Consider the following 13867-nt stretch of genomic DNA (forward strand, 5'->3'; position numbering starts at 1 on the left):
CTATGCTCGACTTCATCACTGACATTCTAAGTACACCTGCGATCCTCATCGGTATCGTGGCCCTGATTGGTCTTGCTATCCAGAAAAAATCGAGCTCTGACGTGATCAAAGGCTCGATAAAAACTGTCCTGGGTTTCATCGTGATCGGCGGCGGTGCCGGCATCCTGGTGAGTGCTGTTACCCCTATGGGTGTGCTGATGGAAGAAGGCTTCAACCTTCGCGGTGTCATCCCGAACAACGAAGCGATTTACGCCACAGCGATGGCGGACTTCGGCGCAGCAACGTCCATGATCATGGCGTTCGGTATGGTGGCGAACATCTTCTTTGCCCGTTTCAGTAAGTTCAAATACATCTTCCTGACGGGTCACCATACCCTGTACATGGCATGTATGATTGCGATCATCCTGAGCGTGGCAGGCTTTAGCGGCGCATCTTTGGTGTTCCTGGGCTCGGTGTCTCTGGGCCTTATCATGGTGCTGTTCCCAGCCATGGCGCAGCCATTCATGCGTAAGATCACCGGCAGTGATGATGTGGCATTCGGTCACTTCTCTACCGTGGGTTACGTGGCTTCTGGCCTTGTCGGTAAGCTGGTCGGCAAAGGCTCTAAGAGCACCGAAGAGATGAATCTGCCGAAGAACCTGGTGTTCCTGCGTGACTCATCCATCTCTATCTCGCTGACCATGGGTATCATCTATCTGATCCTCGTAATGGCAGCAGGCAGTGATTTCGTCACCGAAAACCTGAGTAACGGCCAGAACCCGATTGTTTACGCGATTCTGACAGCTATCGGCTTCGCAGCGGGTGTGTTCGTTATCCTTCAGGGTGTACGTCTGGTACTCGCTGAGATCGTGCCGGCATTTACCGGTATTTCCCAAAAACTGGTACCAAACGCGAAACCAGCGCTGGATTGTCCAATCGTATTCCCTTACGCACAAAACGCGGTACTGATTGGCTTCCTGTGTAGTTTCCTTGGCGGTCTGGTGAGCATGGGCGTGCTGGGTGTGATGGAGCTGACGCTTATCCTTCCGGGCGTGGTCCCTCACTTCTTCACCGGCGCAACGGCGGGCGTGTTCGGTAACGCTACCGGTGGCCGTCGCGGCGCGGCAGTGGGCGCATTCATCAACGGTGTGGTCATTACCTTCCTGACCCTGTGGCTGCTGCCTGTACTGGGCGACCTGGGCTTTGCCAACACCACCTTCTCCGACTCTGACTTCGCTATCACAGGTATCTTCCTGGGCTATCTGGCGATGCTGGGCAAAGAGGCGGTCATTCTGGGTGTGGCAGCCGTTGCTGCACTGGTTCTGAGCACCAACTTCATCGGCAAGAAAACCGCCGAGACAGCAGAAAACATCTAATTTCAGCGCGGGCTGACCACCAGCCCGCCCTTCTCTTTCTCCCGAGGTAACTATGCAATCTTTACTCGATCTGCGTCAGATTGAGGCCTTCAATCTGTCCATCAAAAAAGAAATGGCAAAGGCTTTACTGAACATGGGTTACGGACACTTTGGCGGCTGCCTGTCTGTCACTGAAACACTGGCTTGTCTCTACGGTCGCTACCTGAAGCACGATCCTGCGACCCCGAAAATGCAAGACCGTGATTTGTTTGTGCTGTCTAAGGGCCATGCGGGTCCTGCGCTTTACGCAACTCTCGCCCTTCGCGGTTTCTTCGATATCGAATGGCTGAAAACCATCAACGGTAACGGCACTAACCTGCCAAGCCATGCGGATATGAACAAAACACCGGGCGTGGATATGACAACCGGCTCTCTGGGTCAGGGCATCTCGTGTGCTGCCGGTATGGCGGCGGGCACCGAATCAACGGTTTACACCATCGTCGGTGACGGCGAGCTTCAGGAAGGTCAGTGCTGGGAAGCGGCGCAATTTGCCGCACACCACAAGCTGTCGAATCTGGTGGTGTTTGTCGACAACAACAAGCGCCAGCTTGATGGCTACATCGACGAGATTCAGGCGTCGTTCGATCTTCGCGAGAAGTTCGCTTCCTTCGGTTTCAACGCCATTGATGTCGACGGTAAGAGTGTCGAAGCCATCTGCGCCGCAATTGAAACCGCGCAGGCTGAAACTGAGCGCCCAACCGCCATCATTCTCGATACCGAAAAAGGCCAGGGCATGCCAACCGTGGAAGCGATTGAAGCCAACCACCATTTGCGTTTAGACGACAACCTGCGCGCAGCCATTGAAGCTGACATTGCCATGCTGGAACAAAAAATCGAGGAGCTGAAATGAGCAAAGAACTTCGCGTTATCCATGCTGAAATGCTGATGGAACTGGCTGAGCAACATGACAATGTGATGGTGCTGGAAGCCGACCTTGCAGGCAGCGTAAGCACCAAAAAATTCGCGGACGCTTTCCCGAATAACTTCCTGAACTGTGGTATTGCCGAAGCCAACATGATTGGTGTGGCATCCGGCCTTTCAGCGGTTGGCAAAGTGCCCTTCGTTCACTCGTTTGGTTGCTTCGCCACCCGTCGTTGTTACGATCAGATTTTCCTTGCAGGCGGCTACGCAGGCCAACATATCAATATCTTCGGCAGTGATGCAGGCGTAACCGCGGTCACCAACGGTGGTACCCACATGCCGTTTGAAGACACAGGCTTGATGCGCTTGGTGCCGAATGCGACCGTGATTGATGTGTCAGATGAATCGGTGCTTCGCGCAGCGATGCGTTATGCCTACGAGCACAAAGGGGTGAACTACATCCGCTCTACCCGCAAAGATTTACCAGCGATTTATGCCTCGGAAGATGAGATTGAAATCGGTAAGGGTAACCTTTTGAAAGAAGGTGCGGAGCTTACCCTCGTCGCGGCGGGTATCTGTGTGCATGACGCGCTGGAAGCCGCTGAGAAAATCGAAGCTAACACAGGTAAAACTGTTGCGGTTATCGACATGCACACCATCAAACCGCTGGATACCGAGCTTTTGATTGCAGAGGCGCGTAAGACGGGCCGTGTGGTGACGATTGAAAACCACAATGTGATTGGTGGTCTGGGTGATGCGGTGGCTTCTGAACTGCTCTCTGGTGGCGTTGCACTGCAAAGTTTCCATAAGCTTGGCGTGCAGGAGCAATACGGTCAGGTGGGCTCACTCGATTTTCTGAAAGATGCTTATGGCATCAGCGCCGAACGCATTGCGGATTTCTGCACCAGCTTGCTAAGCGCTTAGCCCTCAACCGTCGCGCTACGCAAGCGACAGTTTGTATTCACCTAGCGATAACATAAACTAAGCGGCGGATCAGGGATCCGCCGTTTTTAGATCTGCAAACTAAAAACACTCAATAACATTGCAGTCAGTCGGCTAATAAATAACGAAAAAAGAGACGCTATGACGTTTAAAGTGACAGGGAAGCAACAAGAAGTCATCGACTTCATTGAGCGCAAAATCGCGAGCGCTAACCTCTCCCCCGGTGACAAGCTGGATACCGAAGCGGGTATCGCCAAACACCTGGGCTTTACGCGCGTGACCGTGCGTGAAGCCACCCGCTATCTGGTCGAGCAAGGCATGGTTTATCGCGTTAAAGGCTCCGGTCTTTATGTGGGTTCTGGCCAAGCAGCGCCAAGTGGCAATTTCCATGTGCTTTCCCCCTTTGATGAACAGGCCCAGAAATCAGGCCAAAGCGCAGTAAGACGCGTGATTTCCAGCGCCATTATCGAAGTGCCGAATGTGCAAATCGCCCACGCCCTTCGTATCAAACCCAATGAAAAGGTTTACTACATCGAGCGTTTGATGAGCTTTGGCAACATGCCAGTGTCTTTTGAGCAAACCCATATCCCGGTCGCCGTTTGCGATGGCTTTGAGTTTAACCAGATTGAACATTCAAAATACGGCTACATGGAGCAGATGACAGGCAAGAAAGTACAGACCCGCGAACAGGATATTTCCGCCTTTAATCTGCGGGACTCAGAGCTGGCAGAGCTTCTCAATGTCGATGAAGGACAGGCCATGATCGAGCTTCGCGAAGTGGTCTCATTTGATGATGGCATCCCCTTCGAGTACACCATCGCCACAATTAACAGTGATTTGTTTAATATTCATCAAGTTACACAACGTTAGCACTTACTTTCCCACCAGCTCCGTTCTGGGGCTGGTTTACCGCATTGTGTTCGCCCTTATCTCACTGGAAAAACACCCATCTCATTTCTAATCTTTGATGAGGCATTGAAGGTCTTTTCGGGCGGAGAAAACAATGAGATACCTCTTTACACTCACGACATTGTTACTGCTGCTAAATGGCTGTGATAACCGTGAGGTTTCCAATCCAGACTCAAGTCACGAAATAAAGTCCCAGACCCTCACCCTGGCAATTTCCAGCCATCAAGACAGCGCCAGCGCTGAGGCTTCGCGTTATTTCGCTGCTTTGGTTGAAAAGAAAACGCAAGGCGCAATAAAAATAGAACTGCTAGGTCAAAACCATGGCGCAAGCGAGCGGGAGCTGTTGGCCGCCGTGCAGAAAGGAGATATAGACTTTATCGTCATTCCCAGTGCCAAAGTCAGCTACCTCTCACGACCACTGGAACTGTTTGATGTGCCCTACATGTTCGAAAGTCAGGAGCAACTCTTGCGTGTTTATCGCAGCATCAGTGCACAAAAGCTCCTTTCTGATCTCAGTGTTCACGGTATATCAGGGCTGGCTTACTGGGATGGGGGGTTCAAGCAGATAGTGACGGATTTCCCTCTGCGTAAACCTGAAGACTTTCAAAAACGCCGCTTTCGCACCATGGAAAGTACCGTGTTACGTCAACAGTTTGAAAAATGGGGAGCCATCTCTATCCCGATTGCCGAAAACAGGTTGAAGCCGCATTTAAAGCCGGAGACATTGATGGTGAGGAGTGCACACCGGATGAAGTTATTCAGCACACAGAGACTGCACTTCCCATCTCCCTGACCAATCACGGTCATCTCACTCAATTACTTCTGATGTCCACCAAAGTCCGAGACAGTCTGCCTTCGCACCTTGTTGCCGCTATCGAAAAATCCGCCGGCGCTGCGACTGCATTGCAATACGACGTAGCAAAGAAGAAGTCAGAGGCGGCATTGGCGGAACTGAAAAAGCAAGGCCGCCTGCAAACGCCTCCATTCGAACTGACCGATGCCATGCGTCAAGCCCATAAACCCCTGCTCGAGCAAAATAGGGAGCACTTTGGCACCGCATTGGTCGAGCAATTTCTTCAAGCGCGTGAAGATTGGACCAACCCACATCCTACCGATTTGCTCGTAGCGTTGGATGCCGACCTTTCAGGAGGCTCAGCGATATCAGGACTTTCTATCAGGCGCGGGATTGAACTCGCACTGGAAGAAATCAACGCCAATGGCGGTATTCTCGGCAAACAGGTGAAGTTGGTCGCCCGCGATAACTCCATGGTGCCGTCACGCGGATTGGACAACATCGAAGTGTTCTCCAAACTCCCAAACCTGCTCGCTGTATTCAGTGGCATCAGCAGCCCCGTGGTGCTGGCGGAGTTAGATATGCTGCACGAGCGCAAGATATTGATGCTGGCACCATGGCAGCCGCGACGCCCATTGTCAGTAACAAGAGAGACCCCAATTTTGTCTTCCGGGTCTCTGTCAGGGATGAATACGCCGCACAATTCTTGCTGGAAGGCGCACTCGACGTGTCCGACAAGATTGGATTTCTTCTGGTCAACAATGGTTGGGGACGCAGTAATTTTGAAGGACTGACCAAGCAAATGAATAAGCGTTCACTTCCACCCATTCAAATCGAATGGTTTGATTGGGGGGAGCAAAGCATGCGTTCAAAAGTCGATAGCTTGGTCAAAAAAGGCGCAGAAGCCATTATTTTTGTTGGGAACGCTGTCGAAGGCGAAAAGTTTGTCACTCACCTCGCCAAGTATCCAAACCCGCCAGTGGTTTTCTCCCATTGGGGGATCACAGGCTCTGAGTTTGCCAGCCGTTCACAAAAAGCACTCCAATCCGTTGATCTTCGGGTGCTCCAAACCTTTTCCTTCGTTGACAATAACAACCCCACCGCCAAATCCTTCGTCGCGCGCTATCACAGCAAATACGGCACCCAAAAGGCGTCGGATATTTACGCCCCCTCTGGCACCGCACATGCGTATGACTTGATGCACATGCTAGCCATTGCCGCAGAACGTGCAGGCACTATCGATATGTCTGAGATTCAAAAAGCACTGACACAGCTTGAGCAGTATAACGGGTTGATGAAAGCGTATCGGGCGCCATTCAAAAACGGTAATCAGGATGCCCTTTCAGTCGAAGACTATTTGTTTGCCTACTACAAAGAGGGGAGTTTGCGCCCCATGGAGACTGAACGCTGATGGCTGCCAAAACAAGCATCGCTAATCGGTTTTCAAAACTGATCCTGTCCCTGTTGATTACGTTTCTTTTATTGGTTGTCGGCGCAACAACGGTGATGGAGCTATTCCGCATTGAGCGCCAACTGCAGGATAAACTCCACGCACAGGCATTTAACGTACTGAGCGTACTCAATCTTCAACTGTCTACCCAGCAACGTGCCGTATCCAGAACTGCCCAAAGCCAGTTATCCATAAACAGCTTGATTGACCTTGGCGGAGGACGTTACTACTTCGAACACGCACTGGAAGATTTGACCCTCTATACCGCCATCGAAGAAGCACACCTTTTTGATTATGCCGGGCAGTTTCTTCATATGGATGATGAAGCCGCCACATGGTTTACCCCACTTTTAGTCACCGAAACCCTCACGACAGGGCTGGGCGAGATCAAGTTCCATGATGGCAGCTTTTTTATTATCGAGCCCATTAAATACTACGGCGCAGTTCAGGGTGGAATTATTGCCAAAATTGATCCCAACGTTCTCATTGCCCCCGTTCTTGATAACATTGAATACAGCCACGAGCTCAAAATCAACCAACGCTGGCGCATATCTGCTGGAGATGTTATTGCTCCTGGCATTACCGTTGTCATGCCCCCCCCAAGCAACATGGCGCTCAGCGAGTTCGATATTTCCATTACCTTGAACCAACCCTATAAGGCATTGTTGGGTGGAATCTCTCCCTGGCTGACCAGTTTCAGTGTCCTAGCTTTGATTGCCTTACTGCCGATGATTGTCATTACACGCCGGATTGGGCAAAAGATGGCAAACCCCATTATTGAACTAGCAGATGAAGTCAAAGCCGCTAAGTATCCGGTAAGAACACAAGTTTCTGATCTTGAACTGACCACACTGGCTGATGCATTCAACCAAGCCACGTTAGAAATCAAACGGATCAATGAAATCAATCTGCAAGAAGAACGGCAATCCGGTCAAAATCAATTGTCAGCGATTGTCGACACCGTTGTTGATGCCATTATCACTATTGATTCGAAAGGCCATATTGCGACCTTCAACCCGGCGGCTGAGGGCCTGTTTGGTTACCGGGCAGAAGAAGTCATTGGTCACAAAGTCAACATGCTGATGCCGGAAAATTTCGCTTCCCAACACGACACTTATCTCAACAATTACCTGTCAGGAAAACGTGCAAAGGTTATTGGCGTGGGGCGTGAAGTAACGGCCAAGCGTAAAGATGGCAACATCTTCCCGGCTGAGCTTTCTGTCAGTGAAATGCAGGTGTCCGGAAATAAAATGTTCACGGGTGTTGTACGTGATATCACCCAAAGGAAAAAAGGCGAGGCCTTAAAAAGCAAGTTTGTTGCCACGGTGAGCCATGAGCTTCGCACCCCACTCACTTCCATTCGGGGGGCGCTTGGTCTGATCCTCGGTAAGTTCACCGATGAGCTTCCGCCCAAAACCCACAAAATGCTGACACTTGCGCTCCGCAACTGTGAACGCCTGACTCTGCTTATTAACGATATTCTGGATATCGAAAAACTAGAGTCCGACCAAATGGTGTACACCTTCCACCGAAATAACCTCTACAGCATCATTACCCGCTCTTTAGAAGACAACGAAGGGTATGCAAGACAGCACAAGGTCTCGTTGGCATTTCATGCCGACATTGAAAATGCCTATATCAATGCCGATTCGACAAGGCTTCAGCAGGTGATGGCAAACCTGCTTTCCAATGCCATTAAATACTCCAGCGCCGAAAGTACCGTGACCGTTTCTCTTTCCCTTCAAGGCAAAGCCTATCGGGTAGAAGTGACAGATACCGGTGCAGGTATTCCCGCTGAGTTTCATCAGCAGATCTTCGAACGTTTTTCCCAGGCAGATAGCTCTGATACCCGCCAAGTTGGAGGCACTGGCCTAGGGCTGGCGATTACCAAATCCATCATTGAAGCCCATAAAGGTAACATCGACTTTTTCTCCACACTGGGCGAAGGTTCGACCTTCTTCTTCACCCTTCCTAGCGATAGTGCACAACCAAACAATCAGCGACGCCAAAGCGGCAGACTCCCTGCCTTTCAAATACTGTTTGTGGGATCGGATGATCAGCTGATTGGCGATCTCAGGAATCAGTTCTATCCCGAGTGCGAAATATCAACCGCAGAATCGGTATCGCGAGCCAATCTGGCGTTAGGCCAGCAACCCTTTGAGCTCGCGTTAGTGGAATATCCCTTCCCGGAGCCTCTGGATAAGTTGATGGATCAACTCAGTCGTCGTCATATCCCTGTTGTTCTACTCACCCACGGGGAACAGGATGTGCCCGATCTCGATATCGTGATCGCCGCCCACAGTATTGATACTCTGAACATCAACAGTCTTAAATCCGAACTGCGTCTTATACTTAAGAAAAGATTTCCCAGAGAGGCGATGTAATGGATAAGCCAATTACCGTACTTTACGTTGAAGATGATGAAGATATACGTGATGTGGCAGAGCTCGCGCTGGAAGGTGACGACTTTATCCTTTTGTCATGTGAGTGTGGCGATGTGGCGCTCGAAAAGGCAGCGTTATCAAGCCCTGATCTATTGCTTTTGGATGTGATGATGCCAGACATGGATGGCCCCACCACGCTCAAACGGTTAAGAACCATACCACACCTTGAAAGTACACCCGCTATCTTTATGACCGCCAAGGTGCAGCCTGCGGAAGTGAAAGCGTATCACGAGTACGGCGCCATCGGGGTCATCAGCAAACCTTTCGATCCCATGTTACTGGCAGATGAAATCATGAAATTAATGGAAAGGCGCAGTGTATGAGACCTTCTCAAGTCAAAAAGTTTCAGGAGCAACAAACCAAGTTCGCCAGCAGCGTCGTTAAACGCACAAAGCGTATTAAAACGCTGTGGAATAAAATCCAAACGCAGAAAACCTCTGAGTTTTGCGAACTGGAAGAATTGGTAATGGAAGCGCATAAGCTGGCTGGCACCGCCACTACGCTGGGCTTTGTCGATCTTGGAGAATGCGGCCGTGACATTGAAGTATTACTGAAACCGCACATTGAGAATCAAACGCTGCCCATCGGTGATGAAGATATAGATCGCCTGATTTCAGGCATTGACGATATCGCCAAAATCGAACCCAAACGCCCTGATGATTTAACATACGGTGAAGTGACCTTGCTTCATGAGCAAGACCGCACCAAGCAACTGGTTTACGTGGTTGCAGAAAATCCTGAAGATGCCACCGAAATGGTCGAGCAACTTCAGTATATCGATTACGAAGTAGCAATGTTCTCAACAGCTGCCGAACTTAAAGTCGCTCTCGATCAAGAGGCACCTTCGGTACTGATTGTTGACCTTGATGACTTTAAACTCCTCGATGAAATCACCAAAGTCTGGCGTAAAAACAGCGGAATTCCTTTGGTCGTGCTGAGTGCAACAGAATGCTGGGAAAGTCGCCTGCGTGCCGCCAAAGCTGGTGCGTTTACCTTCTTCCACAAACCTGTTGAGTATGACGATATCCTCGGTTTACTCGACTCCCTCTGGGAGACCAACAACGCTCAATACCGGGTACTGATCGTCGAAGATGACCGAACCCTTGCTGAGCACTACTCAATTGTGCTGCAAGGCGCAGGTATGAAAACCTGCATAGTAGACAGTCCGGATCATCTGCTCGATGAGTTGGGCGAATTTCATCCGGATCTGGTGTTAATGGACCTCTACATGCCGAATTGCTCAGGAGTTGAAGCGGCCAGCGTAATACGCCAACATGCGGCGCACACCAATGTGCCCATCGTGTACCTTTCCGGTGAAACTGATCTTAAGCTTCAAATGAAAGCGCTTCAGGTCGGCGCGGATGATTTTCTGACTAAGCCGATTAACGACTTACACCTGACACAGGCAGTCTCCATTCGTGCCCGCCGATTTCGTGCGCTAAGCGCCATGATGGACAGAGACAGTCTGACCGGGTTGCTCAATCACTCCAACCTGAAAATGGCACTGGAGCGTGAGCTTTCGCGCGCCAGACGTCATAAGTCTCCCGTCAGTTTTGTGATGATTGATATCGACCACTTCAAGTCCATCAATGACAAGTACGGTCACCCTGTCGGTGACAAGGTCATCAAGGGTGTCGCGCGCTTACTCAATTACCGCTTCCGCAAAACTGATACCAGCGCCCGTTATGGCGGTGAAGAATTCGCATTGATCCTGCCCGACACGCCTGCAGATATCGCGCTCAGATTGATTGATGAATTCCGCAGTACGTTCTCCAAAACGCCGTTTTCAAACGGTCCCGAAACATTCACTGCCACCTTGAGTGCTGGTATCGCGACGTTTCCCGAGTTTGATTCTATTGAGGGTCTTATTGAAGTGGCCGACTCTTCACTCTATCTGGCAAAAGAGCGGGGAAGAAACCGTGTGGTAACCCATGTTGAACTGGGGAACAGTGATGACCCTCAGGAGAAAAACACCGCGTAACACTCTGATAGTATTTCATTAGGCCTTTGTGAGAGTTTTGAGAGAAATCCGCGAAGGCTTCGCCATTTTTTCGCGCCATGCTTGGAAGAATTCAACGCACAGGGAGCGAAAAATGAAAACCTTACTTCTCAGTATGGCAATGGGCGCAGCATTCACCGCGCAGGCCGCCAACGTCGATGTCAAAATCACCAATGCCACCGATGGCATTTATTTCACCCCATTGATCGTTGCTGCTCACAGCCCGGACGCGTATCTGTTCCGTACCGGCGAAGCAGCATCTGCTGATGTAGAAGCCATGGCAGAAGGTGGCGATATTTCTGGTCTGGTTGCACTGGCTGAAGGTGTGGGTGCTGATGTACAAGCCAACCCGGCAGAAGGCATTCTGGACCCAGGCGCATCCACTTCCACCACGCTTTACGCAAATCATGGCGATGTGCTTTCTATCGCCGCGATGTTGCTACCTTCTAACGATGCGTTTATCGGGGTAGACAGCTGGAAAATCCCAAAGAAAAAAGGCACCTATGTCATCAAAGCCAACGGCTATGACGCAGGCACAGAAGCGAATGATGAGCTGGCAGGCAGCGTTCCAACCCCACCGTTTATCACCTTTGGTGAAGGTGGCACAGGTGTCGATACTGAAGTTGCCAATGAAACCGTTCACATTCATCCGGGTAACCTCGGTGACACTGATGCCACTGGCGGTCTAAGCGACTTCGACAGCACCAAACACCGTTGGCTCAACCCAGTTGCCATCATCACCGTCACCGTTTATTAAGGAGGGCGCAGTATGTATCGCTTTGCTCTCATTGGCGCAGCAGCGCTGGCACTGGCTGGGTGTCCCTTGCAAAAGGAATACACGGTCACCGTAGAAAACCTGACGGATGCGCAACCTATGTCTCCGGTCGCGCTGTTGACCCACAGCAAGACCAACACCTTGTTTGAAGTTGGCCAACCGGTTTCTGTCGCACTGGAAAAACTGGCGGAAGGTGGTGATAACAGCGATGTTCTTGCTTATGAAGATCTTCGCCACGTGGAAGATGCTCTCTCTGGCGCATCGCCGCTTCCTCCGGGCGCATCAGAAAGCTTCACTGTACAACTGAACCACAAGAAGACACGTTACCTTTCTGTGGCATCTATGCTGGTCAATACCAACGATGCTATCGTCGCTGAGTCTGATATCGATCTACGTAAATTGCGCCCTGGTCAAAGCATCACCATCACATTGCCAGTGTGGGATGCAGGCACAGAAGCGAACTCGGAAACCCAAGGCACCATTCCTGGGCCCGCTGCAGGTGGTGAAGGCTTCAACGCTGCACGCGATGATGTAGACCGTCTGCGCATTCACCCTGGCGTGCTGTCGGCTGATGAGGGATTGGAAGGTTCAGCATTGAATTACCGTCACCGGTTTCTGAACCCGGGCGCGAAAGTCACCATCAAACGGGTTTGGTGATTCGTTCCCATCAAAGCACAAACGGGCACTGTTGAAAGTGCCCGTTTTTCTTTCCGGTCACGTATCTATACGCGAACCGAAGATGTTTCGGGATGTGTTAAGCTGTTCGAAAGGATTATTCATGCGGGAGTGTCAGTGCTGAGTTTTATCGAATCACAGGAAAGTGTTTTCCGTCTGCTGACTTTTTTTTCCATTTTCGGCGTCATGGCAGCTGTAGAGTGGCTGTTCCCAAAACGAATTCTGACGGTCAGCAAGGCGAAACGCTGGCTGAACAATATCGCCCTGATGATGTTTAACACCGCGGTGCTCCGCGCCATTTTTCCTCTCGCCGCGGCGGGTTTCGCTGCATGGTGTGCCCAGAAAGGGATTGGTTTATTCAACGTGTTTGATTCCCCACTTTGGCTGTCGGTCACCCTCAGCATTGTCCTTCTTGACGGTATCATCTGGTTCCAGCACAAACTCTTTCACACCGTTCCTATTCTCTGGCGTTTGCACGCGGTTCATCATGCTGATCGGGATTTGGATGTTACCTCAGGTGCCCGCTTCCATCCGATTGAAATTCTGCTTTCCATGCTTATCAAATTTGCTGCCATTGCGCTGTTAGGCGTGCCTGTGGTCGCTGTGATTTTGTTTGAAGTGATACTCAGCGGTATGGCGCTGTTTAATCACAGTAACGTGGCCATTCCCTTGTCGATAGACCGCTGGCTGCGCAAAGTGGTGGTGACACCGGACATGCACCGCGTGCATCACTCCATTCATCGCTATGAAAGTGATTCGAACTTCGGTTTTAATCTTGCTATCTGGGACCGGCTGTTCAACACTTACCGTGCGCAACCCGAGGAAGGCCATTACGGCATGACTATTGGCATAAAAAGCCAGCGGGAAGAAAGACATGTCGTGTGGCTAACAGGCCTTCTTGCCTTGCCATTTCGCTTGTTCAAACGTGCCCCTGAGAAAAAACAACAAAATAACTCTCTCTGATTCAGGACTGGATGCCCATGACCAAAGTGATTGTCACTTCGCTTAACCCTGCCAAAATTGCTGCTGTGGAAGCTGCCTTCAAAGAAGTATTTCCCAACAATGACATGACGTTTGAAGGTGTGTCTGTCTCCAGTGGTGTCGCAGATCAGCCAATGACCAGTGAGGAAACGTTGGCAGGTGCCAGAAACCGTGTCCATAACGCCAAAAAGGTGGTTGATGGTAATTTCTACGTGGGTGTCGAGGCTGGATTGGACGCTCCTTATACCTTTGCCTGGATGGTCGTGGAATCTGCAGACCGCGTTGGTGAATCGCGTTCGGCTTCTGTCCCTTTGCCACCAGCCGCACTCAACATGCTGGAGGAAGGCAAAGAGCTGGGCGATGTGATGGATGAAATGTTCAATGAACAGAACGTGAAACAAAAAGGTGGGGCGATCGGCATGCTGACTGGACACTTACTGACACGAAGCTCGGTCTACCATCAGGCGCTTATCTTAGCGCTGATCCCGTTTATGAATCCGGTTTTTTTCCGACGGAAGAGCACTAAAGAAGACCTGAGTCCTGGGTCCTGGGTCCTGGGTCCTGGGTCCTGGGTCCTGGGTCCTGCAGACAACATTGAATAAAAAAGCGGCACTGCTAAGAGACAGTTGCCGCACATTTTTTCC

Annotated in this window: 13 protein-coding genes and 1 pseudogene; all 14 read left to right on the top strand. The window is 50.8% G+C overall.

Annotation, left to right across the window (positions count from 1 at the left end; genetic code table 11):
• Positions 1-2: 2 nt before the first annotated feature.
• The 14 genes and pseudogenes from ulaA (at position 3) to yjjX (ending at position 13825) form a co-directional block, all read left to right on the top strand.
• On the top strand, positions 3-1355 hold the full coding sequence (ulaA, locus tag G5S52_RS08470; protein WP_165012741.1) for a PTS ascorbate transporter subunit IIC: 1353 nt from the start codon (positions 3-5) through the stop codon (positions 1353-1355).
• A gap of 52 nt (positions 1356-1407) precedes the next feature.
• The gene (locus G5S52_RS08475) at positions 1408-2244 is read left to right on the top strand and encodes a transketolase (RefSeq protein ID WP_165012743.1); all 837 of its coding nucleotides are present in this window, start codon (positions 1408-1410) and stop codon (positions 2242-2244) included.
• On the top strand, positions 2241-3179 hold the full coding sequence (locus G5S52_RS08480; RefSeq protein ID WP_165012745.1) for a transketolase family protein: 939 nt from the start codon (positions 2241-2243) through the stop codon (positions 3177-3179). Before G5S52_RS08475 ends, G5S52_RS08480 begins: the two co-directional genes overlap by 4 nt.
• A gap of 159 nt (positions 3180-3338) precedes the next feature.
• Positions 3339-4067 carry a GntR family transcriptional regulator gene (locus G5S52_RS08485; RefSeq protein WP_165012747.1) on the top strand — a complete coding sequence of 243 codons (729 nt, stop codon included), beginning with the start codon at positions 3339-3341 and terminating at the stop codon, positions 4065-4067.
• Between the two features lie 133 nt (positions 4068-4200).
• Positions 4201-5081 (top strand): annotated as a pseudogene (locus G5S52_RS24195) (TRAP transporter substrate-binding protein); the annotation flags it as partial.
• A gap of 27 nt (positions 5082-5108) precedes the next feature.
• Positions 5109-5693 (top strand): ABC transporter substrate-binding protein, encoded by a 585-nt coding sequence (locus tag G5S52_RS24200; protein WP_268895517.1) that lies wholly within the window; start codon positions 5109-5111, stop codon positions 5691-5693.
• Positions 5627-6310 (top strand): ABC transporter substrate-binding protein, encoded by a 684-nt coding sequence (locus G5S52_RS24205; protein ID WP_368737460.1) that lies wholly within the window; start codon positions 5627-5629, stop codon positions 6308-6310. The genes G5S52_RS24200 and G5S52_RS24205 overlap by 67 nt, the downstream gene beginning before the upstream one ends.
• Positions 6310-8733: a sensor histidine kinase gene (locus G5S52_RS08495; protein WP_165012749.1), complete on the top strand. Its 2424-nt coding sequence runs from the start codon at positions 6310-6312 to the stop codon at positions 8731-8733. The genes G5S52_RS24205 and G5S52_RS08495 overlap by 1 nt, the downstream gene beginning before the upstream one ends.
• A complete protein-coding gene (locus G5S52_RS08500) occupies positions 8733-9116 on the top strand; it encodes a response regulator (protein WP_165012751.1) in 384 nt (127 codons plus the stop codon). Before G5S52_RS08495 ends, G5S52_RS08500 begins: the two co-directional genes overlap by 1 nt.
• Positions 9113-10774: a diguanylate cyclase gene (locus tag G5S52_RS08505; protein WP_165012753.1), complete on the top strand. Its 1662-nt coding sequence runs from the start codon at positions 9113-9115 to the stop codon at positions 10772-10774. The genes G5S52_RS08500 and G5S52_RS08505 overlap by 4 nt, the downstream gene beginning before the upstream one ends.
• A gap of 112 nt (positions 10775-10886) precedes the next feature.
• Positions 10887-11549, top strand: coding sequence for a spondin domain-containing protein (locus G5S52_RS08510; RefSeq protein WP_165012755.1), 663 nt, complete (start codon positions 10887-10889; stop codon positions 11547-11549).
• 12 nt (positions 11550-11561) lie between these two features.
• Positions 11562-12224 (top strand): spondin domain-containing protein, encoded by a 663-nt coding sequence (locus G5S52_RS08515; protein ID WP_165012757.1) that lies wholly within the window; start codon positions 11562-11564, stop codon positions 12222-12224.
• A 135-nt stretch (positions 12225-12359) separates the two neighbouring features.
• A complete protein-coding gene (locus G5S52_RS08520; protein ID WP_165012759.1) occupies positions 12360-13205 on the top strand; it encodes a sterol desaturase family protein in 846 nt (281 codons plus the stop codon).
• 17 nt (positions 13206-13222) lie between these two features.
• On the top strand, positions 13223-13825 hold the full coding sequence (gene yjjX / locus G5S52_RS08525; protein ID WP_235956143.1) for an inosine/xanthosine triphosphatase: 603 nt from the start codon (positions 13223-13225) through the stop codon (positions 13823-13825).
• Positions 13826-13867: the final 42 nt, after the last annotated feature.

The organism is Grimontia sedimenti (genome assembly GCF_011045095.1).
Classification (GTDB): domain Bacteria; phylum Pseudomonadota; class Gammaproteobacteria; order Enterobacterales; family Vibrionaceae; genus Enterovibrio; species Enterovibrio sedimenti.

Excerpts from the sequence above, each read along its gene's own strand:
- ulaA (WP_165012741.1), top strand. The coding sequence starts at position 3 with ATGCTCGACTTCATCACTGACATTCTAAGTACACCTGCGATCCTCATC.
- yjjX (WP_235956143.1), top strand. The coding sequence starts at position 13,223 with ATGACCAAAGTGATTGTCACTTCGCTTAACCCTGCCAAAATTGCTGCT.
- G5S52_RS08475 (WP_165012743.1), top strand. The coding sequence starts at position 1,408 with ATGCAATCTTTACTCGATCTGCGTCAGATTGAGGCCTTCAATCTGTCC.
- G5S52_RS08495 (WP_165012749.1), top strand. The coding sequence starts at position 6,310 with ATGGCTGCCAAAACAAGCATCGCTAATCGGTTTTCAAAACTGATCCTG.
- G5S52_RS08510 (WP_165012755.1), top strand. The coding sequence starts at position 10,887 with ATGAAAACCTTACTTCTCAGTATGGCAATGGGCGCAGCATTCACCGCG.
- G5S52_RS08515 (WP_165012757.1), top strand. The coding sequence starts at position 11,562 with ATGTATCGCTTTGCTCTCATTGGCGCAGCAGCGCTGGCACTGGCTGGG.
- G5S52_RS08505 (WP_165012753.1), top strand. The coding sequence starts at position 9,113 with ATGAGACCTTCTCAAGTCAAAAAGTTTCAGGAGCAACAAACCAAGTTC.
- G5S52_RS08485 (WP_165012747.1), top strand. The coding sequence starts at position 3,339 with ATGACGTTTAAAGTGACAGGGAAGCAACAAGAAGTCATCGACTTCATT.
- G5S52_RS08480 (WP_165012745.1), top strand. The coding sequence starts at position 2,241 with ATGAGCAAAGAACTTCGCGTTATCCATGCTGAAATGCTGATGGAACTG.
- G5S52_RS24200 (WP_268895517.1), top strand. The coding sequence starts at position 5,109 with ATGCGTCAAGCCCATAAACCCCTGCTCGAGCAAAATAGGGAGCACTTT.
- G5S52_RS08500 (WP_165012751.1), top strand. The coding sequence starts at position 8,733 with ATGGATAAGCCAATTACCGTACTTTACGTTGAAGATGATGAAGATATA.